The organism is Agromyces badenianii, assembly GCF_003070885.1.
GTDB classification, from domain to species: domain Bacteria; phylum Actinomycetota; class Actinomycetes; order Actinomycetales; family Microbacteriaceae; genus Agromyces; species Agromyces badenianii.
Genome location: NZ_CP028913.1, coordinates 787400 through 809626 on the forward strand (window position 1 = coordinate 787400; position 22227 = coordinate 809626).

24 protein-coding genes are annotated in these 22227 nt (G+C 69.9%); 10 read left to right on the forward strand and 14 right to left on the reverse strand.

Annotated elements, in window-relative coordinates:
* Window positions 1-56: 56 nt before the first annotated feature.
* Complete coding sequence (locus tag DCE93_RS03780) at window positions 57-1370, forward strand: D-arabinono-1,4-lactone oxidase (RefSeq protein WP_108594706.1); 1314 nt, start codon at window positions 57-59, stop codon at window positions 1368-1370.
* Window positions 1371-1403: 33 nt separating this feature from the next.
* Here the strand turns inward: DCE93_RS03780 and DCE93_RS03785 are convergent, their stop codons facing one another.
* From DCE93_RS03785 to DCE93_RS03795, 3 genes are read right to left on the reverse strand one after another with little or no spacing between them, the layout of a single operon-like run.
* A complete protein-coding gene (locus DCE93_RS03785; RefSeq protein ID WP_108594707.1) occupies window positions 1404-2138 on the reverse strand; it encodes an ABC transporter permease in 735 nt (244 codons plus the stop codon).
* The gene (locus tag DCE93_RS03790) at window positions 2135-2920 is read right to left on the reverse strand and encodes an ABC transporter ATP-binding protein (RefSeq protein ID WP_108594708.1); all 786 of its coding nucleotides are present in this window, start codon (window positions 2918-2920) and stop codon (window positions 2135-2137) included. The genes DCE93_RS03785 and DCE93_RS03790 overlap by 4 nt, the downstream gene beginning before the upstream one ends.
* Complete coding sequence (locus DCE93_RS03795; RefSeq protein ID WP_108594709.1) at window positions 2910-3572, reverse strand: TetR/AcrR family transcriptional regulator; 663 nt, start codon at window positions 3570-3572, stop codon at window positions 2910-2912. The genes DCE93_RS03790 and DCE93_RS03795 overlap by 11 nt, the downstream gene beginning before the upstream one ends.
* 152 nt (window positions 3573-3724) lie before the next feature.
* Between DCE93_RS03795 and DCE93_RS03800 the strand changes: the two genes are divergently transcribed.
* The gene (locus tag DCE93_RS03800) at window positions 3725-4291 is read left to right on the forward strand and encodes a LemA family protein (protein WP_108594710.1); all 567 of its coding nucleotides are present in this window, start codon (window positions 3725-3727) and stop codon (window positions 4289-4291) included.
* Window positions 4292-4300: 9 nt separating this feature from the next.
* Window positions 4301-5176: a M48 family metalloprotease gene (locus tag DCE93_RS03805; RefSeq protein ID WP_108594711.1), complete on the forward strand. Its 876-nt coding sequence runs from the start codon at window positions 4301-4303 to the stop codon at window positions 5174-5176.
* Window positions 5177-5186: 10 nt separating this feature from the next.
* Here the strand turns inward: DCE93_RS03805 and DCE93_RS03810 are convergent, their stop codons facing one another.
* Window positions 5187-6482, reverse strand: coding sequence for a winged helix-turn-helix domain-containing protein (locus DCE93_RS03810; protein WP_338027602.1), 1296 nt, complete (start codon window positions 6480-6482; stop codon window positions 5187-5189).
* Between the two features lie 22 nt (window positions 6483-6504).
* Between DCE93_RS03810 and DCE93_RS03815 the strand changes: the two genes are divergently transcribed.
* Both DCE93_RS03815 and ilvA read left to right on the forward strand, forming a co-directional pair.
* Complete coding sequence (locus DCE93_RS03815; protein WP_108594713.1) at window positions 6505-7731, forward strand: AI-2E family transporter; 1227 nt, start codon at window positions 6505-6507, stop codon at window positions 7729-7731.
* A gap of 5 nt (window positions 7732-7736) precedes the next feature.
* Window positions 7737-8975 carry a threonine ammonia-lyase gene (gene ilvA / locus DCE93_RS03820; protein ID WP_420836963.1) on the forward strand — a complete coding sequence of 413 codons (1239 nt, stop codon included), beginning with the start codon at window positions 7737-7739 and terminating at the stop codon, window positions 8973-8975.
* Between the two features lie 38 nt (window positions 8976-9013).
* Here ilvA and greA read toward each other — a convergent pair whose 3' ends face one another.
* Window positions 9014-9505, reverse strand: a complete 492-nt coding sequence (greA, locus tag DCE93_RS03825; protein WP_108594715.1) for a transcription elongation factor GreA — start codon at window positions 9503-9505, stop codon at window positions 9014-9016.
* Between the two features lie 107 nt (window positions 9506-9612).
* On the reverse strand, window positions 9613-10023 hold the full coding sequence (locus tag DCE93_RS03830; RefSeq protein ID WP_165906158.1) for a DUF4307 domain-containing protein: 411 nt from the start codon (window positions 10021-10023) through the stop codon (window positions 9613-9615).
* Window positions 10024-10079: 56 nt separating this feature from the next.
* On the opposite strand from DCE93_RS03830, the gene DCE93_RS03835 reads away from it, so the two are divergent.
* Window positions 10080-10433 (forward strand): hypothetical protein, encoded by a 354-nt coding sequence (locus DCE93_RS03835; protein WP_244284232.1) that lies wholly within the window; start codon window positions 10080-10082, stop codon window positions 10431-10433.
* Window positions 10434-10491: 58 nt separating this feature from the next.
* Here DCE93_RS03835 and trhA read toward each other — a convergent pair whose 3' ends face one another.
* Window positions 10492-11295: a PAQR family membrane homeostasis protein TrhA gene (gene trhA / locus DCE93_RS03840; protein ID WP_338027603.1), complete on the reverse strand. Its 804-nt coding sequence runs from the start codon at window positions 11293-11295 to the stop codon at window positions 10492-10494.
* Between the two features lie 73 nt (window positions 11296-11368).
* On the opposite strand from trhA, the gene DCE93_RS03845 reads away from it, so the two are divergent.
* The 3 genes from DCE93_RS03845 to DCE93_RS03855 all read left to right on the forward strand — a co-directional run bounded on the left by DCE93_RS03845 (window position 11369) and on the right by DCE93_RS03855 (window position 14888).
* Window positions 11369-12154, forward strand: a complete 786-nt coding sequence (locus DCE93_RS03845; protein ID WP_108594718.1) for an isoprenyl transferase — start codon at window positions 11369-11371, stop codon at window positions 12152-12154.
* A 69-nt stretch (window positions 12155-12223) separates the two neighbouring features.
* Window positions 12224-13342 (forward strand): aminotransferase class V-fold PLP-dependent enzyme, encoded by a 1119-nt coding sequence (locus DCE93_RS03850; RefSeq protein ID WP_108594719.1) that lies wholly within the window; start codon window positions 12224-12226, stop codon window positions 13340-13342.
* 178 nt (window positions 13343-13520) lie between these two features.
* Window positions 13521-14888: a PhoH family protein gene (locus tag DCE93_RS03855; RefSeq protein WP_108596574.1), complete on the forward strand. Its 1368-nt coding sequence runs from the start codon at window positions 13521-13523 to the stop codon at window positions 14886-14888.
* Window positions 14889-15022: 134 nt separating this feature from the next.
* Here the strand turns inward: DCE93_RS03855 and DCE93_RS03860 are convergent, their stop codons facing one another.
* Genes DCE93_RS03860 through xseA form a run of 5 tightly spaced genes read right to left on the reverse strand, consistent with a single transcriptional unit; the run spans window position 15023 to window position 19330 of the window.
* The gene (locus tag DCE93_RS03860; RefSeq protein WP_108594720.1) at window positions 15023-16435 is read right to left on the reverse strand and encodes a class II fumarate hydratase; all 1413 of its coding nucleotides are present in this window, start codon (window positions 16433-16435) and stop codon (window positions 15023-15025) included.
* Between the two features lie 59 nt (window positions 16436-16494).
* On the reverse strand, window positions 16495-17151 hold the full coding sequence (locus tag DCE93_RS03865; protein WP_108594721.1) for a carbonic anhydrase: 657 nt from the start codon (window positions 17149-17151) through the stop codon (window positions 16495-16497).
* 10 nt (window positions 17152-17161) lie between these two features.
* Window positions 17162-17803, reverse strand: coding sequence for a DUF4245 domain-containing protein (locus tag DCE93_RS03870; RefSeq protein WP_108594722.1), 642 nt, complete (start codon window positions 17801-17803; stop codon window positions 17162-17164).
* Complete coding sequence (locus DCE93_RS03875; RefSeq protein ID WP_108594723.1) at window positions 17803-18051, reverse strand: exodeoxyribonuclease VII small subunit; 249 nt, start codon at window positions 18049-18051, stop codon at window positions 17803-17805. The genes DCE93_RS03870 and DCE93_RS03875 overlap by 1 nt, the downstream gene beginning before the upstream one ends.
* A 1-nt stretch (window position 18052) precedes the next feature.
* On the reverse strand, window positions 18053-19330 hold the full coding sequence (gene xseA, locus DCE93_RS03880) for an exodeoxyribonuclease VII large subunit (RefSeq protein ID WP_420836964.1): 1278 nt from the start codon (window positions 19328-19330) through the stop codon (window positions 18053-18055).
* Window positions 19331-19418: 88 nt separating this feature from the next.
* Between xseA and DCE93_RS03885 the strand changes: the two genes are divergently transcribed.
* Complete coding sequence (locus tag DCE93_RS03885) at window positions 19419-20459, forward strand: 4-hydroxy-3-methylbut-2-enyl diphosphate reductase (RefSeq protein ID WP_108594724.1); 1041 nt, start codon at window positions 19419-19421, stop codon at window positions 20457-20459.
* A 36-nt stretch (window positions 20460-20495) separates the two neighbouring features.
* Here DCE93_RS03885 and DCE93_RS03890 read toward each other — a convergent pair whose 3' ends face one another.
* Both DCE93_RS03890 and fbaA read right to left on the reverse strand, forming a co-directional pair.
* A complete protein-coding gene (locus tag DCE93_RS03890; protein WP_108594725.1) occupies window positions 20496-21140 on the reverse strand; it encodes a DUF6264 family protein in 645 nt (214 codons plus the stop codon).
* A gap of 7 nt (window positions 21141-21147) precedes the next feature.
* Window positions 21148-22176 (reverse strand): class II fructose-bisphosphate aldolase, encoded by a 1029-nt coding sequence (gene fbaA / locus DCE93_RS03895; RefSeq protein ID WP_108594726.1) that lies wholly within the window; start codon window positions 22174-22176, stop codon window positions 21148-21150.
* Between the last annotated feature and the right edge of the window lie 51 nt (window positions 22177-22227).

Sequence of the window (22227 nt, forward strand, 5' to 3'; positions counted from 1 at the left end):
GCGACCGGAGCGACGTGGCACGTGCCGACCGGGCAGTGTCGAGGAAAGGCTCTCCTGTGACGGCGACCGGAGCGACGTGGCGCAATTGGGGTCGTACGGAGTCGGTGCGGCCCCTGCGCGTGGAACGGCCGGCCACGGCTGACGCGGTGCAGCGGGCGGTCGTCTCCGCCGCGGCATCCGGCCTGCGCATCAAGCCCGTGGGCTCGGGGCACAGCTTCACGGGCATCGCCGTGGCGCCGGGCGTGCAGCTCGACATGACGGCGCTCTCGGGCGTCATCGATGCCGACATCGGCACCGCCCGGGTCACCCTCGGCGCGGGCACCCGGCTGCACGAGTTGCCGGCGCTGCTCGCGCCGTACGGACTCGCCCTCGCGAACATGGGCGACATCGACCGGCAGACGATCTCGGGGGCGACCTCGACGGGAACCCACGGCACGGGGCTCGGATTCGGCGGTCTCGCGACGCAGGTCGTCGGCGCACGGATCGTCAGCGGCACCGGCGAACTCATCACGGTGAGCGAGACCGAGCGCCCCGAGCTGCTGCCCGCGGTGCGTCTCGGTCTGGGCGCGCTCGGCGTGCTCGTCGAGGTGACGTTGCAGCTCGTGCCGCGGTACGTGCTGCACGCCGTCGAGAAGCCGGCGCCGCTCGGCGAGGTGCTCGACGGCTGGCTCGATCGGGTGCGGTCGGCCGATCACTTCGAGTTCTACTGGTTCCCGCACACCGAGGCGGCGCTCACGAAGACCAACACCCGGCTGCCCGGCGACGCCCCGAGGCATCCGCTCGGCCGCCTCTCGCGGTGGGTCGACGACGAGCTGCTCGCCAATGGCCTGTACCGGGGCGTGTGCGCGCTCGGCACGGCGACCCCGGGCGTGATTCCGGGTTTCGCTCGGCAGGTCGAGAAGCTCACGGGCGACCGCGACTTCGCGGACTTCTCACCGAAGGTGTTCGTGACGAACCGCACGGTGCGATTCCGCGAGATGGAGTACGCGGTGCCGCTCGAGGCGGTGCCCGACGCGGTGCGAGAGGTGCGCGCCCTCATCGAGCGCAAGGGATGGCGCATCAGCTTCCCGATCGAGGTGCGCGCCGCGGCATCCGACGACAACTGGCTGTCGACGGCGCACGGCCGTGCGACCGGGTACATCGCCGTGCACCGGTACTTCCGCGAAGATCCCGCCGAGTACTTCGCCGCGGTCGAGGCGATCATGCGCGGGTTCGGCGGTCGGCCGCACTGGGGCAAGATGCACTCGCGCGATGCCGAGTCGCTCCGCGAGGTGTATCCGCACTTCGACGACTTCCTGCGTGTGCGCGACGAGCTCGATCCCGAGCGGCGCTTCGGCAACCCGTACCTCGAGCGGGTGCTCGGACCGTAACCGGCCCAGGCCGGCCCGGCCCGGCACGGCCTGTTACGGCGTGCGCCGGCGCAGCGTCACCGAGCCGAGCACGATCGACCCGACGATCCAGGCGCAGATCACGAGGATCTTCGCGGTGATCCACTCGGCGCTCTCCGAGTCGGCCGCGACCGCCTGGAGGGCGTCGATCGCGAAGCTCAGCGGCAGCCACTCGCTGATCACCTCGAGCCCCTCGGGCAGCTGGTCGCGGGGGATGAAGATGCCGCCGAGGAGGATCTGCGGGAAGACGAGCAGCGGCATGAACTGCACGACCTGGAACTCGGAGCGGGCGAAGGCGCTCGCGAGGAGGCCGAGGGCGGTGCCGAGCAGGGCGTCGGCGACGGCGACGGCGAAGAGCAGCCAGATCGACCCCTCGATCTCGAGCCCGCACACCCACACCGCGAAGGAGACCGCGATCGCCGTCTGGAACACCGCGAGCAGGCCGAAGGCGAGGGCGTAGCCGAGGATGAAGTCGCCCTTGCCCGTCGGCATCGAGAGCAGCCGTTCGAGGGTGCCGCTGCGGCGCTCCCGCAGCGTCGAGATGCTCGTGACGAGGAACATCACGATGAACGGGAAGAGCGCGATCATCGCGGGGCCGATGTCGGAGAAGACGTCGGTGTCGGTGAAGATCCACGCGACGAGGCCGATGAGCAGGCTCGGCACCACGAGCAGCAGACCGACGGTGCGCGGGTCGTGGCGGATCTGGGTGAGCACGCGGCCCGCGGTCGCGAAGGTGCGCGTGATGGTCATCGTCGCGCCTCCCGCTCGGCCGTGGGCCGGAGGTCGGGCTCGCCGCGCTCGATGAGGCGCAGGAAGGCTTGCTCGACGTCGTCGGTGCCGGTGATCTCGAGCACGCCGCGCACCGTGTCGTCGGCGAGCAGCCGGCCGTCGCGCAGCAGCAGCAGGCGGTCGCAGCGCTTGGCCTCGTCCATGACGTGGCTGGAGATCAACAGCGTGGCGCCGTCGTCGGCGAGGCTGCGGAACAGGGCCCACAGTTCGACGCGGAGCACGGGGTCGAGCCCGACGGTGGGCTCGTCGAGCACGAGCACCTCGGGGTCGCCGAGCAGTGCCGCTGCGAGCGAGACGCGGCTGCGCTGCCCGCCCGAGAGCGAACCGGCGAGGCGGCCGGTGACGGACGCGAGGTCGGTGCGTTCGATGACGCGATCGATGTCGGATGCCGGTGCGCCGATGATGCGGCGGAAGTAGGCGAGGTTCTGGCGCACCGTGAGGTCGTCGTACACGCTCGCCTGCTGGGTGACGTAGCCCATGCGCGTGCGCAGCGAGCGGTTGCCGGCCGGCAGGCCGAGCACTTCGATGGTGCCCGACTTCACGAGCTGCACGCCGACGATGGCGCGCATGAGACTCGTCTTGCCGCTCCCGCTCGGGCCCAGGAGACCCACGATGCGGCCGCGCGGCACTGCGAGCGAGAGGTGATCGAGCGCGGTCACCCCGCCCCTGACGACCGTGAGGTCTTCGACGATGATCGCGGCGCCGGGCACAGCGTCTGCTGCGGCATCCGAGTTATTCATCATGTGCCGAATCATGCGCCGGTCGCACTTCGCTGTCAAGCGCAGCCGGACGCCCGGTCAGGTGCCATTGCACCGCGGGTGCGACCCGTCGCACGAGCTCGTCGACGTCGACGGAGGCGACCGGTTCGAACTCGAGCACGTACCGCACCATGATCACGCCCACGAGCTGCGACGCCGCGAGTTCCGCCCGAAGTTCGGCGTCGTCGGCGCCGCCGAGCGCCGACGCGATGCGCTGCATGATCTCTCGGCGCAAGAACTCGCGAAGCATGCGGGCGACGGGGCCCTGACCGATCGCCGAGCGGAGCGCCGCCACCGCGGCCGGTCGCACCGGGCCCGAATCCCACGCCCCCAGCACCGCCCGCACGAGGCGTTCGCCGAGCTCCTCGAGCGGGGCGTCGAGCGCTTCGCGCACCAGTCGATCGGGACGGAGCGGAACTTCGACGACCTCGGCGACGAGCGCCTGCTTGCCATCGAAGTAGTGGTGCACGAGGGCCGGATCGACACCCGCCCGCCTGGCGATCGCGCGCACCGATGCAGCTTCGTACCCGTGCTCGCCGAACTCGGCCGTTGCGGCCTCGAGGATGCGTGCCCGGGTGTCGCCGGCGGTGACGCCGCGCGGCCGGCCGCGACGCCGAGGTTCCGAGCGCTCCGTCACACGCCGAGCCTATGCCCGGAGACACGCACGGCCTATGCCCGAGACGGCGCACGGCTTCCTTTGAGTCTCATGAGAAGCACCGCGGACTCCGAACGTCGCTCGGTAAGATGGAGGACAGCAAACCGCCGCCCGAAGCGCTAGGAGTCCGTGCCATGGAATGGCTCATCCCCGTCATCATCGTCGTTGCGCTCGTGGTGATCATCGGCATCTACCTTTGGGCCACCTACAACTCCCTGGTCACGCTGAACGTGCGGGTCGACGAGGCCTGGAGCGACATCACGGTGCAGCTGAAGCGTCGTGCCGACCTGATTCCGAACCTCATCGAGGCGGTCAAGGGCTACGCCGCGCACGAGAAGTCGGTCTTCGAGTCCGTCACGCGGGCGCGCGCCGAGACGCTGTCGGCGCAGGGCCCCGCAGAGGCCGGTGCCGCTGAGAACCACATGCAGCAGGCGCTCAAGTCGATCTTCGCCGTCGCCGAGGCGTACCCGCAGCTGCAGGCCAGCCAGAACTTCCTGCAGCTGCAGTCCGAGCTCGTCGACACCGAAGACAAGATCCAGGCCTCGCGTCGGTTCTACAACGGCGGCGTCCGCGAGCTCAACACGAAGATCAAGGTCTTCCCGAACACCCTCTTCGTGCGCAGCCTCGGCTTCCACGAGCGCGACTTCTTCGAGGTCACCGAGCCGGCGGCGATCGCGGAGCCGCCGCGCGTGCAGTTCTAAGGGCCGGCGTTGTACCGCGCGATCGCGAAGAACAAACGCAACACCGTCTTCATCATCCTCTTCTTCCTCGCCATCATCGGCGGGCTCGGGTGGCTGGCGGCGTACATCTACGGCGATATCACGATCGTCATCGTGACCCTCGTCATCGCCAGCGCATACGCCCTGTTCCAGTACTTCACGGCCGACAAGCAGGCGATCTCGATGTCGGGGGCGATCGAACTGCAGTCCAAGGCCGACCACCCGAGGCTCTGGCGCACCGTCGAGAACCTCTCGATCACCACCGGCACCACCATGCCCCGGGTGTTCGTGATCTCCGACCCGGCGCCGAACGCGTTCGCGACCGGACGCGACCCTGAGCACGCCGTCGTCGCAGCGACCACGGGCCTGCTCGAGATCATGGACGACGCCGAGCTCGAGGGCGTCATGGCCCACGAACTCGGGCACGTGCGCAACTACGACATCCGCCTGTCGATGGTCGTCTTCGGCCTCGTCGTGGCCGTCGGCTTCATCTCCGACATGCTCGTGCGCATGGCGTTCTTCGGCCGGGGCAACAACAACAGCAACCCGATCGTCATGATCTTCGGTCTCGTGGCGATGCTCATCGCACCGCTCGTCGCGAGCCTCGTGCAGCTCGCCGTCTCGCGACAGCGCGAATACCTCGCGGATGCCACGGGCGCGATGACCACGCGTCATCCCGACGCCCTCGCGAGCGCCCTCGAGAAGCTCGAGGCCTACGGTCGACCGATGAAGCGCCAGAACTCCTCGATGGCCCACCTCTGGATCGCCGACCCGCTGAAGCCCGGCATCGTGGACAAGCTCTTCGCGACCCACCCCCCGATCGCCGAGCGGGTCAAGCGCCTCGAGCAGATGGGCGGCGCGTTCTAGCCGACGCCGCTCAGGCAGCGACCGAGAGTTCCGCCGCCAGGGCGGGGGAGAGGTCGCCGCGACCGGCGACGATCACCTCGCCCAGCCCCTGCCACGCGGCTGCCCGCCGCAGCACCGGCACGAGCCGCGCAGCGGTCTCGACTGGGGCCCCGGGCTCGCTCCACGCCGACTGCACCCGGAGCACTCCGGCCTGCCGGTCGCTCTTGAGGTCGACGCGGCCGACGACGCGGTCATCGACGAGCACCGGCAACGAGTAGTAGCCGAATTTGCGGTCGGGCTCGGGGGTGTAGATCTCGATGCGGTAATGGAAGTCGAAGAGCCGCTCCGTGCGCGGCCGGAACCACACCACGGGGTCGAACGGCGAAAGCACCGCCGCCGTCTCGATGCGCCGTGGCCGCTTCGCGTCGCGTTGCAGCCACGCGGGCGTCTGCCGTGCTCCGGTCGTCCAGCCCGGTACCTCGACGGGCAGGAGCACCCCCGCTTCTTCGAGCTCGAGGATCGCTCGTCGCACCGGCTGGCGCTTCATGCGCCAGTAGTCGGCGAGGTCGGCCTCGGTGGCGATGCCGAGCGCGGATGCCGCGAGGCCGACGAGCTCGCGCACGGCATCGGCCTCGACCGGCACCACGCCGAGCACCTCGTCGGGCAAGGCCTGCTCGGGCAGCGCGTAGACGCGCTCGAAGCGGCGCCGCTCGATGCACACGACCTCGCCCGTGCGAAACATCATCTCGAGCGTGCGCTTGACGTCGGACCAGCCCCACCACGGCCCGCGCCGCTCGTTGGAATCGTGCTCGATCTCGCCCGCCCGCATGGGCCCGTTGGCGGCGAGCTCGGCTCGGAGCCAGTCGGCGAGCGTGCGGTTCTCGGCGACCCAGCCGCCCCAGTCGCTGCCCGTGGCGCGGTACGCCTCACGCCGGAACTCGAAGAGCGGCCAGAGCTCGCGGGGGATGTACGCCGCCTGGTGCGCCCAGTACTCGACCATCCGGCCGCGACGGCCGGTCGTGATGCGGTCGAGCGCACCCCGGTCGTAGGCGCCGACCCGGCTGAACGCCGGCAGGTAGTGACTGCGCTCGAACACGTTGACCGAGTCGATCTGCAGCAGCGAGAGCCGATCGATGACGCCGTTGACGGCACGGGTGCCCGGCGCCTCGGGCAGCGGGCGGGCGAAACCCTGCGCGGCGAGTGCGATGCGGCGGGCGAGGGCGGGACTGACGACGTCGACCATGATGGAGTCGACGATAGCGGGAGCAACCGACACGGGAGCATGCCATCGGCGTGCGGCATCCGCACGCCATGCCGTTCGGTTCATGCGACCCGCCTAGACTGGAGCGATGACGGACTCCACGGGGCGGGAACGGGGCCGGACACCGCGGCGCACGACGGATGCGACGACACCCGTGCAGCAGGCGCAGGTCGCGCCGCACGAGGCCACCGACTCCATCCCGTTCGGGGTGCGGCTCGCGGCGGGGTGGTCGTGGCGGCTCCTGCTCATCGGCGGGGTGCTCGCGGTCGTCGTCTTCCTCATCATCCAGCTGCGACTCATCGTCATCCCGATTCTCGTCGCGGTCTTGATCGGCGCGCTGCTCGTGCCCTTCTCGAGCTTCCTGCAGAGGCACCGCTGGCCGAAGTGGCTCGCCGTCACGACCGCGATGCTCTCGGCGCTCGTCGTCGTGGGCGGACTCCTGACGCTCGGCATCACACAGATCGTGCGCGGCTCCGACGAGCTCGCCGCGCAGTCGCTCGTGGCGTGGGACAGGTTCCGCGAGTGGCTGCTCGAGGGGCCGTTCCACATCACCGAAACCCAACTGAACGACTGGGTCGCTCAGATCGTCGAGTCGGTGCAGCAGGACAGCGGCCTGCTCGTGAGCGGTGCCCTCTCGCTGAGCTCGAGCCTCGGGCACTTCCTCGCCGGCATGCTGCTCGCGCTGTTCGCGACGCTCTTCATCCTGATCGACGGCCGCGGCATCTGGAACTGGATCGTCGGCATCTTTCCGCGCCGGGGCAGGGTCGCCATCGACCATGCCGGTCAGGCCGGCTGGGCGACGCTCCAGAACTTCGTGAAGGTGCAGATCCTCGTCGCGACGATCGATGCCATCGGCATCGGGCTCGGCGCGTTCTTCCTCGGAGTTCCGCTCGCGGTGCCGATCGCGATCCTCGTCTTCCTCGGTTCCTTCATCCCGATCGTCGGTGCGGTCGCGACCGGCGCGCTCGCGGTGTTCGTCGCGCTCGTCTACAACGGCCCGGTCATCGCCCTCGTCATGCTCGGCATCGTGCTGCTCGTGCAGCAGGTCGAGGGCCACGTGCTGCAGCCGCTCATCATGGGAACGGCCGTGAAGGTGCATCCGCTCGGCGTGGTCGTGGCCGTGGCGACCGGATCCCTCCTCGCCGGCATCCCCGGAGCCCTGTTCGCCGTGCCGGTGGCCGCCGTCGTCAACGTCATGATCCTCTCGGTCGCGAGCGGGGCATGGAAGAACGAGGCGAATCCGCCGCCGGCCACCGCACGGGCGCCGCTCTGGCGCACCGTACCGAAACGCCCGGGTTACAAGCGAGGAGAATGAACGAGTTGACGACTGCGATCCCCGGGCCGGGGCTTGTCGATTTCGAGCGTGCGCGAGAGGTGGTCTCGGCCGTCGCCCGGCAGACCCCGATGGAGTCGTCGCGATTCCTCGCCGAGATGCTCGGCGTGCCCGTGCACCTCAAGTGCGAGAACCTGCAGCGCACGGGCTCCTACAAGCTCCGCGGCGCGTACCACCGCATCTCGGCGCTGACCGAGTCGGAACGCGCCCGCGGCGTCGTCGCCGCCTCGGCGGGCAACCACGCCCAGGGCGTCGCGTTCGCGGCCCGCGAGCTCGGCATCCGGGCGACGATCTTCATGCCGGTGGGCGTCGCGCTTCCGAAGCTCGAGGCGACCCGGGCGTACGGCGCCGACGTCGTGCTTCGGGGCGACTCGGTGGGCGAGACGCTCGAGGCCGCGGCCGCCTTCGCCGAAGAGACCGGCGCGGTCATCATCCCGCCCTTCGATCACCCCGATGTGATCGCGGGGCAGGGCACGCTCGGCCTCGAGATCATCGAACAGGCGCCCGATGTCGAGACCATCGTCGTGCCGATCGGCGGCGGCGGCCTCGCCGCGGGCATCGCGAGTGCCGTCAAGCAACGTGCCGCCGAACTCGGGCGCACCATCAGGGTGATCGGGGTGCAGGCCGAGAACGCCGCACCATACGTCGCCTCGCTCGCCGCGGGGTCGCCCCAGCGGGTGCCGGTCGTGCCGACGATCGCCGACGGCATCGCCGTCTACCGTCCGGGCGAGTTGAACTTCGAGATCATCCGCGATGCGGTCGACGAGGTGGTGACGGTCTCCGAAGACGACATCGCCCGGGCGCTGCTCGTGCTGCTCGAACGCGCCAAGCTCGTCGTCGAGCCCGCGGGCGCGGTCTCGGTGGCCGCGATCATGACCGGCCAGATCGCCTCCGACGGCCCGGTGGTCGCGCTGCTCTCGGGCGGCAACATCGACCCCCTGCTCATGCAGCGCGTGATCGCGCACGGCCTCGCGGCCTCCGACCGGTACCTCACGCTCGGCATCGGGCTGCCCGATCGTCCGGGCCAGCTCGCCCGCATCGCGGAACTCCTGGCCGAGGCGAACGCCAACGTGATCGAGGTGCTGCACACGCGGCACGGATCAGGACTGCAGATCTCCGAGGTCGAGCTGAAGCTCTCGGTCGAGACCCGCGGCCCCGATCATCGCGCCGAGGTCGTCGAGGTGCTGCGCCGTGCCGGCTACGAGCCGGTCGTCTACAACGAGTAGGCGGGGTCGGCGCGTCTCGGCGCCGTGATGGTGCTCGGCTACTCGCCGCCCCACGTCGCGACACCGGTGATCTCCACCGGGATCTCACGACCGTTGGGTGCGGTGTAGCTGGTCTTCTCACCGATCTTGAGGCCGAGGATCGCGGCGCCGAGCGGGCTCTGCTCGCTCCACACGTCGAGCTCGGAGTCTCCGGCGATCTCGCGGCTGCCGATGAGGAACGTCTCTTCGTCGCCCGCGATGATCGCGGTGATGACGGTGCCGGTCTCGACGACGCCTGAGGACTGCGGTGCTTCGCCGACCTCGGCGGTGCGGAGGAGCCCCTTCAGCTGACGGATGCGGGCCTCCTGCTTGCCCTGCTCGTCTTTGGCGGCGTGGTAGCCGCCGTTCTCCTTGAGGTCGCCCTCCTCGCGCGCGGCCTCGATGCGCTTCGCGATCTCCTCGCGGCCGTGGGTGGAGAGGTGCTCGAGCTCCGCCGCGAGGCGGTCGTAGGCCTCCTGGGTGAGCCAGGTGACGGTGGCGTCCTGCGCCATGATGCACACTCCCGTGTATGGGTACCCGTCTTGGCGGGTACACACTGTCTCAGATGCACGCCGTATAGACGTGTCGCCCCGACGACTGTCGGAGCGAATGTCCCATGTTAGGTGAGCCAGCAGCTGTAAATCAAACCCGTGTTGGCCTCTTGCGCGACCCGCACCGTTTCGGTGAGGCTGCGGATGTGGCGCGTCGATGCCGGCACTTCGACGACCTTCCAGCCGACGACCGTGAAATCCTCGTTGAGCGCCTGCACGATGCAGGCGGTGTCGTTGCCGGGCGGCACCGAGAGGTTCCAGCTGACCTCGACCAGGCGCTCCTCGTTGATCAGGCGGTGGCCCGTGTCGGTGGCCTCGACCTGCGGCTTCTGGCCGTCGAGGCCCGCCCAGACGACCCAGGCGACGAGCACGATCGCGAATGCCACCGCGCCGCCGGCGAGCAGCAGCCGGTCGCGCGTGCGATGGGTGCGAGTGCGCCCGTACCGCGCGTCGAGCGCGTCGGTCTCGGCCTCTGCCACCACGCGGCTCCTTCGGGTCGATCGTCTAGGCTTGAATTCAAGCTTAACGCGCCCCCGTGACGCCGAAGCCCGCCCGTGACAGCGTGAAAGAGAGTCCGATGCTCGTCGTGCCCGCCCTGACCTTCCTGGCAGAAGACGAGGAGTTCGACCCCAACACTGTGACCCCGGGCATCTGGGGCTTCCTCGTGACCTTCCTCATCATGGTCGTGGTGGTGCTCTTGATCCTCGACATGGTGCGGCGCATCCGGCGCACCAACTACCGGGCCGAGGTGCGCGAGCAGCTCGAGGCCGAGGCGCGCGATGCCGAGATCGCCGAGGCCGACGGCCAGGCGACGGATGCCTCGGGCGAGGCGCCGCGCGGCGACAACGACCCGAACGACGACGAACCCGACGGGGCATCCTCCCGCTAGCGGTCGCGCCGGACGCGGCGGTCGCCTCGAACCTCTTCGACGTGCGCCCGCCGCACGATCAGCCGAGGTGGTAGGCCGGGGCGATCGCGATGAGCAGCGTCGCCGTCCAGTGGCATATGAAGGCGAGCACCGTGCAGGCGTGGAAGATCTCGTGGAAGCCGAAGACGCCCGGCCAGGGGTTCGGCCGCTTGAGCCCGTAGACGACGGCGCCGGCCGTGTAGAAGAGTCCGCCGACGATGACGAGCACCATCATCGCGGCGTTGACGGCGAGCAGGTCGCCGAGGTACATCACGGCGGCCCAGCCGAGCAGCAGGTACAGCGCCACGTAGAGCCAGCGCGGTGCGGCGATCCAGAACACCCGGAACCCGATGCCCACGAGCGCGCCGCTCCAGACGATGCCGAGCAGCAGCCAGCCCTTGTCGGGCGGCAGGGCCAGGATCGCGAGCGGCGTGTAGGTGCCGGCGATCAGCAGGAAGATGTTGGCGTGGTCGACCCGCTTCAGCAGGAGCTTCGTCTTCGGCTCCCAGTCGAACCGGTGGTAGAGCGCCGAGTTGCCGAAGAGCAGCATCGACGAGAGCACGAACACGGCCGAGGCCCACTTCGCCGGCGCGCCCTCGGCGAGCACGATGAGCACGACGCCCGCCACGATCGTCGCGGGGAAGGTGCCGGCGTGGATCCAGCCGCGCCAGGTCGGCTTGACCTCGACGGGGTGCGCGAGCGAGTCGTCGAGCAGCGGGATGTTCGGCAGGTCGGGGCCGTGTTCGGCACGCGAGACCGCGGTATCGCCCGGGTCTTCCGCCGCGACGGGACGGGAGAGTTCTTCCATGGCGTCGTGCGGTCCCTGACGGGGCTTCGAGGTCATGCACACAGCGTAGGGCGTCACCGGTCACGAGCGGCTGTGAGTGTCGGATGCCTCGGAGCGGTAGCGTAGTCCCGTGCAGACGAGCGATCAGCCCCTCGGTCGCGGCCTCCTCTACCGCCTCTACCAGAACCGGCTCCGACGCGGCCTCGACCCGGCCGCGATGCCGCGCCATGTGGCCATGATCATCGACGGCAATCGCCGCTGGGCGAAGCAGCTCGGCTACGACACGGCCGCCCACGGTCACCGCGCCGGTGCCGCGAAGATGCGCGAATTCCTCGAGTGGTGCGACGACGCCGGCCTCTCCACCGTCACCCTCTACCTGCTCTCGAGCGACAACCTCGGCAATCGTCCGAGTGCCGAGCTCGCCGACCTCATCGAGATCATCGCCGAACTCGCCGAAGAGCTCTCGCACTACCGCGACTGGCGGGTGCAGCACGTCGGATCGGACGCCGGTCTTCCCGCCCCGCTCGTCGCGGCCCTCGACGCCGCAGAGCACCGCACCGCCGACAAGCGCGGACTGCACGTCAACCTCGCGGTCGGCTACGGCGGGCGCAAGGAGATCACCGATGCGATGCGCTCGATCGTCGCCGCCCATCACGCCGAGGGGCGCAGCCTCGACGACCTCGCCGAGCGACTGACGCCCGACCTCATCGGGCAGCACCTCTACACGGGCGGCCAGCCCGACCCCGACCTCGTCATCCGCACCTCGGGTGAGCAACGGCTCAGCGACTTCATGCTCTGGCAGGCCGCTCACAGCGAGTTCTACTTCGTCGAGGCCCTCGGCCCCGACCTTCGCAAGGTCGACTTCCTGCGGGCGCTTCGCGACTACGCGAAGCGCCACCGTCGTTTCGGCGGATGACCGCCACCATCGCTTACTGAAGGCCCGCCGGGTCTGCCAAACTATGCCTCGGAGAAGGGGGCCGCACACGTGACCATCGACGATTTCACCGCGGGGTTCACCGAAGAACCGGGCTACCTCGACTACGGCCGCGTGGGGCCCCTCTCGACCGCTGCCGCCGAAGAGGCCCTCGTGTTCACGCAGGTGCTGCAACGCGCCCGGCACGGCAGCCTCGACGCGTTCGCCGAACAAGACAGCCGGTTGCGCGAGGCGGCCTCGGCCGTCACCGGGTTCCCCGCAGACCAGATCGTCTTCCAGCCCAACACCACGACGGGCATCATGCACGCGATGTTCGGCCTGACGGGCGGCGTGCTGCTCTCGGCCGGGGAGTTCCCGAGCCTGCCCATCGCCGCGGTGCGCGCGCAAGAGGCCCTGCACACCGTGCAGCCGGTCTGGCTCGAGACCGATCACGGCAAGGTGACGCCCGGCCAGATCCGGGAGCAACTCGAGTCGAACGTCGCCGCCGTCGCGGTGAGCCTCGTCGACTCGCGCACGGGGTACCTCTGCGACATCGAGGGCATCAGGCAGGTCATCGGCGACCGCCTGCTGATCGTCGACGCCATCCAGGGCTTCGGCGTGGTCGACGCGCCGTGGGATGCCGCGGACGTCGTGCTGACCGGTGGGCAGAAGTGGTGCCGGGCCGGGTGGGGCACGGGCATGATGGCCCTGTCGGCGCGTGCGCTCGAACAGTTGACCCCCGTGTTCTCGGGCTTCAGCGGCACAGAGGAGCCCGAACCCTGGGGTGAGGTGCCGCCGCCCGCATCCGATGCCCGCGCATTCCGGGTCGCCAATCCCGACCCCCTCGCCGAAGCCCGGTTCGCCGCGAGCCTCGAGGAGATCGCCGACGTCGGCGTCGCCGCGATCAATGCGGTCGTCGCCGATCGGGTCAGCCAGACGATCGAGCTCGCCGACGAGTTCGCGATCGCCGTGGTCTCCTCGCGCGCCGAGCGCGAGCGGGCCGGCATCATCGTGCTCGAGCCGCCGACGGAACAGGTCACCCTGCTGTCGGCATCCCTGCACAACCACGGGGTCACGGCGACGACCAGGCTCGGGCAGGTGCGGTTGTCGGTGCACGCCGCAACCTCCGAGGAGACGCTCGAGATGCTCCGTGCGGCGTTCGTCTCGTACGGCACAGCGGCGACCTACTGAGCCGAGCGCGCGGCTGAGGCATCCGCTCGCGATGTGAACGGCACGTGTCGCACCGCGTGTCGGTCAAGCGGTTTCGGCGGTGCAGTCGTAGCGTCTGAGGCATCGGACAAGGTGTCTGATCGAGCCGGCTGATGAACCGCTCGTGGGAGGATCGCCGCCGGCCCGGAATGCCGAGCTGATGCTCGGGGCGGGAGCTGGCGTGTCACTCTCTACCTCCAAGTCGACCGATCTCGCGGCGGATGCCGCAGCAGCACAGCAGGAGCGCACGTACGTGCTCGACACCTCGGTGCTGCTCTCGGATCCCAAGGCCCTGTTCCGTTTCGACGAGCACGCGGTCGTGCTGCCCGTCGTGGTGATCACGGAACTCGAGGCCAAACGGAACGACCCCGAGATCGGCTACTTCGCCCGTCAGTCGCTGCGCATTCTCGACGAGCTGCGCGTCGAACACGAGCGACTCGACTTCCCGATCCCCGTCGGCGACGGCGGGTCGTTGCGAGTCGAGCTGAACCACAGCGACCAGAACGTGCTGCCGTCGGGACTTCGGCTCTCCGACAACGACTCCCGCATCCTCGCCTGTGCGCTCAACCTCGCCAACGACGGCCTTGCCGTCACGGTCGTCTCGAAAGACCTGCCGCTGCGCGTGAAGGCGGCCTCCGTCGGCCTCGACGCGCAGGAGTACCGGCACGAGCTCGCGATCGACTCGGGGTGGAACGGCATGGCCGAACTCGACCTCGGGTCCAACGACATGGCCAAGCTCTACGAACACGAGCACCTCACCTTGCCGGCCGACGTCGGGCAGCCGATCAACACCGGTCTCGTCATCCACTCCGATCGGGGCTCCGCACTCGCCCGGGTGGTCGGCGAGCGCGAGGTGCGGCTCGTGCGCGGCGACCGCGAGGTCTTCGGACTGCACGGGCGTTCGGCCGAGCAGCGGCTCGCGATCGACCTGCTGCTCGACCCCGAGATCGGCATCCTCTCGCTCGGCGGCCGGGCCGGCACCGGCAAGTCGGCGCTGGCGCTGTGCGCCGGCCTCGAGGCGGTGCTCGAGCGCCAGCAGCACAAGAAGATCATGGTGTTCCGCCCGCTGTACGCCGTCGGCGGCCAGGAGCTCGGCTACCTGCCGGGCGACCAGGGCGAGAAGATGAACCCCTGGGGCCAGGCCGTCTTCGACACCCTCGGCTCGGTCGTCTCCGACAACGTGCTCGAGGAGGTCGTCGACCGCGGCATCCTCGAGGTGCTGCCGCTCACCCACATCCGCGGGCGTTCCCTGCATGACGCGTTCGTGATCGTCGACGAGGCGCAGTCGCTCGAACGCAACGTGCTGCTCACGGTGCTCTCCCGCATCGGGCAGAACTCTCGGGTCGTGCTCACCCATGACGTCGCCCAGCGCGACAACCTGCGAGTCGGCCGCCACGACGGCGTCGCGAGTGTCATCGAGACGCTGAAGGGGCATGCGCTGTTCGCCCACATCACGCTCAACCGCTCGGAGCGCTCCGCGATCGCTGCGCTCGTCGCCGAGATGCTCGACGGGCACGAACTGGCGTAACGCCGCGATCGACGCCGGTGCGCGGGCCCCGGTGAACCGGGGCCCGCGTCACGACCTCGAGCACGAAGCCGGCCCCCCAGGAAGACGGAAGCGCCCCGCCGGATCGGCGGGGCGCTTCGTCACGTCGGCGAGGCTCAGGCCTGCGGCGGACGCGTCATCGAGAGCAGGTCGAGGGCCGTGTCGAGCTGCTCGATCGTGAGGTCGCCGCGCTCGACGTGACCCAGATCGATCACCGCTTCGCGCACCGTGATGCCCTTGGCCACCGAGTGCTTCGCGATCTTCGCGGCGGCCTCGTAGCCGATGAGCTTGTTGAGCGGCGTCACGATCGACGGCGACATGCCCGCGAGGGCCGTGGCGCGCTCGACGTCGGCCTCGAGGCCGTCGATGGTCTTGTCGGCGAGCACGCGCACGGAGCTTGCGAGCAGGCGGATCGACTCGAGCAACGCCGTACCCATGACGGGGATCTGCACGTTGAGCTCGAACGCGCCGGATGCCCCGGCCCACGCGATCGTCGCGTCGTTGCCGATGACCCGCGCGCAGACCATGAGCACGGCCTCGGGCACGACGGGGTTGACCTTGCCCGGCATGATCGAGGAGCCGGGCTGCAGGTCGGGGATGCGCAGCTCGCCGAGGCCGGTGTTCGGTCCGGAGCCCATCCAGCGCAGGTCGTTCGAGATCTTCGTGAGGCTCACGGCGATCGTGCGCAGCGCGCCTGACGCGTCGACGAGCCCGTCGCGGTTGGCCTGGGCCTCGAAGTGGTCGGCGGCTTCGGTGATCGGCAACTCGGTCTCGGCCTGCAGCAGCGAGATGACGAGCTGGGGGAACCCGGCCGGGGTGTTGATGCCGGTGCCGACGGCCGTGCCGCCGAGCGGGACCTCGGCGACGCGGGGGAGCGCCGTGCGGACGCGCTCGATGCCGAGGCGGATCTGGCGGGCGTAGCCGCCGAACTCCTGGCCGAGCGTGACCGGGGTGGCGTCCATGAGGTGGGTGCGGCCGGCCTTCACCACGCCCGCCCACTCGACGGACTTCGTCTCGAGGGCGACCGCGAGGTGGTCGAGCGCCGGGATCAGCTCGTCGATGAGCGCTGCGGTGACGGCGATGTGCACCGAGGTCGGGAAGACGTCGTTCGACGACTGCGACGCGTTCACGTGATCGTTCGGGTGCACGGGGCTGCCGAGCTTCGCGGTCGCGATCGTGGCGAGCACCTCGTTCATGTTCATGTTCGAGGAGGTGCCGGAGCCGGTCTGGTAGACGTCGACCGGGAAGTGCTCGGCGAAGTCGTGCACTCCCGAGATGACCTCGTCGGCAGCGTCTTCGATCGCCTTCGCGATCGCCGGGTCGAGCACGCCGAGCTGCGCGTTGGCCTGCGCGGCGGCCTTCTTGATGCGCGCGAGCGCCTGGATCTGCTGGGGCTCGAGGCCTGCACCCGAGATCGGGAAGTTCTCGACGGCGCGCTGCGTCTGCGCCCGGTAGAGCGCCGATGCGGGCACCCGCACCTCGCCCATCGTGTCGTGCTCGATACGGTAGTCGGCGGCGTTGTCCACCACGGTGTGATCCCTTTCGGTTGTCGCCGGGGCGCGCCCGGCAGATGCCGCGAACGCGGCGGTCAGATGCGACCGACGACGATGTCGGTCTCGGCACGACCTTCGAACAGTCGGTAGTTCGCGCCGACGATAGCCAGCGTACCCGCTGCGATCGCGTCGCTGATCATCTCGGAACTGTCGAGCAGCTCGGCCACGGTGTCGCGCAGGTGCTCACGGCCGACGAAGGCCGCGTCGACGTCGGACGGTTCGATGGGAGCGTCGGGGTTGCGGCCCGCCACGCGGCGCACGGCCGGCACGATGCGATCGACGATCGAGGTGATGTGCGCCGGCAGGGGCGCCGCGTCGGGGGCCTGCGAGTCGATCGCGGCGCGGACCGCACCGCACTCGTCGTGACCAAGCACGAGGATGAGCGGCACTCCGAGCACGCCGACGGCGTACTCGAGCGAGCCGAGCACCGACTCGGAGATGACCTGGCCGGCGTTGCGCACGACGAAGGCGTCGCCGAGGCCGACGTCGAAGATGATCTCTGCCGAGAGGCGGGAGTCGCTGCATCCGAAGATCGCGACGAGCGGCCGCTGGGAGTGCGCCAGCGACGCGCGGTGCTCGACGTCTTGTCGCGGATGCTGCGGCTCGCCCGCGATGAAGCGCTCGTTGCCGCGCCGTAGCTCGCGCCACGTCTCGGCCGGGGTCTGAGGACGATCGTTCGGCTGCGTGGTCACGGCATACCCCTCACTTCTGCGCCTCGATCGTCGGCGTGAGTGCCGACGCGAGCGTCTCGAATTCTTCCGGTGTCGCGGTGCCGAGCAGCACGAAGGTGCTGCCGCCCGCTTCGGCGGTGAGCCCGTATCGGGCGTTGCCCACGTCGTCGTCGGACTCGCGGTTGTCGTACACCGTCCACTCGATGCCGTCGATCGTGACGGTTCCCGCGGCGAGCGTGCGGGCGAGGAGCCCGGCCACCCAGGTCGGGTTCGCGTCGAGCCCCTGGTAGAACCCGACGAACTCGTCGCTCGGGGTGAGATAGCCCACGTACCACGCGGTGACCTCGTCGGCCTGGCTCGTGCGGAGCTCGGCGGCGTTGGCGCGCCAGCCCTCGGGCATGTCGGGAACCGCGAGGGGGTCGTCGCTCGCGATCTGAGCCTGCTCGGCGAGGGCGACCACGTCGACGTCGCGCTCGATGGGCGTGTCGCTGCGCGGAACGAGCAGCACGATGACGAGCACCAGGATGAGGCTCGCGCCGAGCGCGAGCAGCAGGTTGTTGAGCGTCTGTCGCTGGCGGTGCTTCAGCGAGTTCTCGGCCTTGCGCGCCGCGGTCTCTTCGGGGGTCTCGGGCCGGCCGAGTTCGGCGACCACGCGCGGCGACTGCTCGGCCATCAGCGGATGCCGGCGTCGCCGGAGGCTGCGCGCGAGGCGCCGGCACGCGCTGCGTCGAGGCGCGCCTTCGCGCCGATGAGCCACTCCTCGCAGCGCGCCGCGAGGGCCTCGCCGCGCTCCCAGAGCGCGAGTGACTGCTCGAGGGTCGCCGAGCCCTGCTCGAGTTCGCCGACGACCTGCACGAGTTCGTCTCGCGCCTGCTCGTAGCTCAGTTCGGCGACGTCGGTGGGGGTGGGCATGGCATCCATTCTATTCGCCGTCGTCGACCGCGCGGCTCGAACCCGACCCTGGTCGCGGCGCCGCATCGTGCACCGACGGCACCGCACCTCTGGAGACCGCAGCGAGAGCGCCCTCGGCGAGCGTCACGGTGAGTTCGGCGCCATCGGGTGCGTCGTTCGGACCGCGCACCACATGACCGTCGGCTCCCTGCACGATCGCGTAGCCGCGGTCGAGCGTCGCCTGCGGCGAGAGTGCGCGCAGATGCCCGCGCAGTTCGGCGATGCGATGCGTCTGCCGGTCGATCGTGCGCTCGACGAGCTCGGCGCCGCGGGCGACCCAGCGGGTGAGGTCTTCGGCGCGCCGGTCGACGATCCATGCCGTCTCGGCGAGGGCCGGCCGGGAACGCAGGTGACCGATGCGGTCGATCTCGCGGGAGAGGATCGTCTGGAGGCGCATGCCGAGCCGGGCCCTGGCCTGCTCGACGCGCACGAGCTCTTCGTTGACGTCTGGGACGACGCGCTTCGCGGCATCCGTCGGCGTCGAGGCGCGCAGGTCGGCGACCTCGTCGAGCAGCGGCCGGTCTGCCTCGTGGCCGATCGCCGAGACGATCGGCGTGGTCGCCGCTGCCGCCGCCCGCACGACGCGTTCATCGCTGAACCCCAGCAGGTTCTGGAAGTCGCCGCCGCCGCGAGCGACGACGATGACCTCGACCTGTGGGTCGGCGTCGAGGCGTTCGATCGCGGCCACGACCTCGGCGACCGTGCGTTCGCCCTGCACGGCGGCGTGCACGACGCGGAACTCGACGGCAGGCCAGCGCAGGCGGGCGTTGCGCAGCACGTCTTTCTCGGCATCGCTGTCTTTGCCGGTGATGAGGCCGACGACGCCCGGCAGGAACGGCAGCCGGCGCTTGCGTGCGGCATCGAAGAGCCCCTCGGCAGCGAGCTGGGTGCGCAGTCGCTCGAGCCGCTCGAGCAGGTCGCCGAGGCCGACGTGCTTCAGCTCGAACACCTGCATCGACAGCGAGCCGCCCTTGACCCACCAGTTGGGCTTGACGAGCGCGATCACCCGGTCGCCCTGCTTGAACTGCTCGTCGAAGCGCGCCCGCACCGAGGACCACACCTGGAACGACAGGGTCGCCTCGGCATCGAGGTCTTTCAGCTTGCCGTAGACGTTGCCCCCCGAGACGCCCCACTGGGTGATCTCACCCTCGACCCACACCGTGCCGAGGCGGTCGATGTACTGCTTGAGCTTGCCCGAGAGGAGCGCGACCGGCCACGGTGCATCTCGTGTCGCCGGTGCATCCGTCATCTGGGCCTCCCAGCCGCCCCCCGTCATTCGGCCGCGTAGGATGGGCACCGTGACGAGCACTACGGAAACCCCGCGAATCGGCCTCGGCATGCCCAGAGTTCCGGGCGTGCGCGGCCGGCTCAAGGATAACCCGGTCCCCGGACACAAGCGCGTGCTGCTCGCCGCCCCGCGCGGCTATTGCGCGGGCGTCGATCGTGCGGTGATCGCCGTCGAGAAGGCGCTCGAGCACTACGGAGCGCCGGTCTACGTGCGCAAGCAGATCGTGCACAACATCCACGTGGTCACCGAACTCGAAGCACAGGGTGCGATCTTCGTCGAAGAGGTCGACGAGGTGCCGGCCGGTGCCCACATCGTGTTCAGCGCGCACGGCGTCTCACCGGCCGTGGTGAACGCCGCCGCCGACCGGGGCCTGCATGCGATCGACGCGACGTGCCCGCTCGTCACGAAGGTGCACCGCGAGGCCGTGCGCTTCGCGCGCGACGACTTCGAGATCCTGCTTATCGGCCACGAGGGCCACGAAGAGGTCGAGGGCACCGCGGGCGAGGCGCCCGACCACGTCACGATCGTGAACAGCCCCGACGACGTCGACAACATCGAGGTGCAAGATCCCGACAAGGTCGTCTGGCTCTCGCAGACGACGCTCTCGGTCGACGAGACCATGGAGACGGTGCGACGGCTGCGCGAGCGATTCCCGAACCTGCAGGACCCGCCCTCCGACGACATCTGCTACGCCACCCAGAACCGTCAGGTCGCGATCAAGAAGGTCGCCCAAGACGCCGACCTCGTCATCGTGGTGGGCTCGGCCAACAGCTCGAACAGCGTGCGGCTCGTCGAGGTCGCCCTGGAGTACGGCGCGAAGGCCGCCTACCGGGTCGACTACGCGAGCGAGGTGCGGCAGGAGTGGCTCGACGGCGTCGAGACGGTCGGCGTGACGAGCGGGGCATCCGTGCCCGAAGGTCTCGTGAAGGAGCTGCTCGAGGCGCTCGCCGACGCCGGCTACGGCGAGGTCGCCGAGGTCAAGACGGCCGAGGAAGACCTGATGTTCTCGCTGCCGAAGGAGCTGCGCAAAGACCTCGCGGGCAAGCCCGACGCACGGGCGCTCGGCGGTCGCGGCAGCGCGCAGCGCTGACCCGCGACGGTTGGGCGCGCGAGCGTTCGACGCGCGCTATGGTCGGGCGGGGCTCAGCGACTGCAGGAACAAGGGGTCGCTCGAGAACACGATCATGCCGACGATCAACATCACGACGAACGCCGCGACGCCCGCGAGGAGCGGGATCCACCATGCCGAGCGGCCGGCGCGCAGGCGCGCACGTGACCAGAGGAGTGCTCCGACCCACAGTGCGAGCTGCAGGGCGATGCCGACGATGATGGCCGCGGGCGCGACCGGGCCGGGAGTGAACTCGGTTGGCGCGTCGACTCCGAGCATCGACGCCGACAGCTTCGCCGACTCGAGGGCCGTGGCAGGAAGCTGGAAGAGCACCAGGCTGTTGTAGAGGGCGCCGAACACGCCGATCACGAGCAGCGCGATGCTCCACATGCGGTCGATCGGGCGCGCCGTCGCGGCAACGGCGCCCTCGGCGGTGCCCGAAGCGGTGGCCTGCCCGGCGGCCGCGGGCTCGACCGGTGCATCGGGAACCGCGACGCGGTCGACCGGTGGCGTCCACGTCCAGCCCTCGGGGGCGTACTCGCCGTACTGCGGACGAGGCCGCTCGTCGCGCGGCGGCACGGCGGGCGGGTTGCCCGCCCCGCCGTGCGTCGACGCGGCGTCGCCCGAGTGGTTGGGCGTTCGAGCGGCCTCGTTCTGCGACATCCGTGCCTTACGCGCTGATCGACTGGGCGGCGGAGCCGAGCTGACGCGTCGACTCTGCGACGCGCACGGCCATGGCGGACTCGGCGACCTTGCCCCAGGCGCGCGGGTCGTACTGCTTCTTGTTGCCGACGCCGCCGTCGACCTTCAGCACGCCGTCGTAGTTGTCGAACATGTAGCCCGCGATCGAACGCGTGAACGCGTACTGCGTGTCGGTGTCGATGTTCATCTTCACGACGCCGTTGGCGACGGCCTCGGCGATCTCGGCATCGGTCGATCCCGAGCCGCCGTGGAAGACGAGGTCGAGCGGCTTGGCGTCGGTGCTGTACTTGGCGGCGAGCCCGTCTTGGATCTCTTTCAGGAGCTCGGGGCGCAGCTTCACGTTGCCGGGCGCGTAGACGCCGTGCACGTTGCCGAAGGTGAGGGCGGCCATGTACCGGCCCTGCTCGCCGAACCCGAGTGCGTCGACGGTCGCGATCGCGTCGTCGAGCGTCGTGTACAGGCTGTCGTTGATGTCGTGGCTGACGCCGTCCTCCTCGCCGCCGACGACGCCGATCTCGACCTCGAGGATGGCGTTGATGGCCTTCATGCGCGGCAGGATCTCTTTGGCGATCTCGAGGTTCTCGCCGAGCGGCACGGCCGAGCCGTCCCACATGTGCGACTGGAAGATCGGGTTGCGGCCGGCCTTGACCTCGGCCTCCGACGCCTCGATGAGCGGGAAGACGAAGTCGGCGAGGGCCGGCTTCGGGCAGTGGTCGGTGTGCAGGGCCACGATGATCGGGTAGCTCTTGGCGACCTCGTGCGCGAAGCGCGCGAAGGCGAGGGCTCCGGTCGCGCGGGCCTTCACGGTGTGGCCCGCGAAGTAGTCGGCGCCGCCCGTCGTGACCTGGATGATGCCGTCGGAGCCGGCTTCGGTGAGCCCCTGCAGCACCGCGTTGAGCGTTTGCGAGGAGGAGACGTTGAAGGCGGGGAACGCGAAGCCCTTGGCCTTCGCGGTGTCCAGCATCTCGGCGTACTGCTCAGGGGTTGCGATGGGCATGGTGCTCCTTCGGACGACTGTGGGGTTGGCGTCGAGTCTACCGACTTGGCG

What these genes read in the sequence shown, in the direction of transcription:
- DCE93_RS03785 (WP_108594707.1), bottom strand. Translation starts at nt 2,138, where the DNA reads ATGACCATCACGCGCACCTTCGCGACCGCGGGCCGCGTGCTCACCCAG.
- DCE93_RS03790 (WP_108594708.1), bottom strand. Translation starts at nt 2,920, where the DNA reads ATGATGAATAACTCGGATGCCGCAGCAGACGCTGTGCCCGGCGCCGCG.
- DCE93_RS03800 (WP_108594710.1), top strand. Translation starts at nt 3,725, where the DNA reads ATGGAATGGCTCATCCCCGTCATCATCGTCGTTGCGCTCGTGGTGATC.
- DCE93_RS03810 (WP_338027602.1), bottom strand. Translation starts at nt 6,482, where the DNA reads ATGAACCGAACGGCATGGCGTGCGGATGCCGCACGCCGATGGCATGCT.
- DCE93_RS03815 (WP_108594713.1), top strand. Translation starts at nt 6,505, where the DNA reads ATGACGGACTCCACGGGGCGGGAACGGGGCCGGACACCGCGGCGCACG.
- greA (WP_108594715.1), bottom strand. Translation starts at nt 9,505, where the DNA reads ATGGCGCAGGACGCCACCGTCACCTGGCTCACCCAGGAGGCCTACGAC.
- trhA (WP_338027603.1), bottom strand. Translation starts at nt 11,295, where the DNA reads ATGACCTCGAAGCCCCGTCAGGGACCGCACGACGCCATGGAAGAACTC.
- DCE93_RS03855 (WP_108596574.1), top strand. Translation starts at nt 13,521, where the DNA reads ATGCTCGGGGCGGGAGCTGGCGTGTCACTCTCTACCTCCAAGTCGACC.
- DCE93_RS03870 (WP_108594722.1), bottom strand. Translation starts at nt 17,803, where the DNA reads ATGGCCGAGCAGTCGCCGCGCGTGGTCGCCGAACTCGGCCGGCCCGAG.
- DCE93_RS03875 (WP_108594723.1), bottom strand. Translation starts at nt 18,051, where the DNA reads ATGGATGCCATGCCCACCCCCACCGACGTCGCCGAACTGAGCTACGAG.
- xseA (WP_420836964.1), bottom strand. Translation starts at nt 19,330, where the DNA reads ATGACGGATGCACCGGCGACACGAGATGCACCGTGGCCGGTCGCGCTC.
- DCE93_RS03885 (WP_108594724.1), top strand. Translation starts at nt 19,419, where the DNA reads ATGCCCAGAGTTCCGGGCGTGCGCGGCCGGCTCAAGGATAACCCGGTC.
- DCE93_RS03890 (WP_108594725.1), bottom strand. Translation starts at nt 21,140, where the DNA reads ATGTCGCAGAACGAGGCCGCTCGAACGCCCAACCACTCGGGCGACGCC.
- fbaA (WP_108594726.1), bottom strand. Translation starts at nt 22,176, where the DNA reads ATGCCCATCGCAACCCCTGAGCAGTACGCCGAGATGCTGGACACCGCG.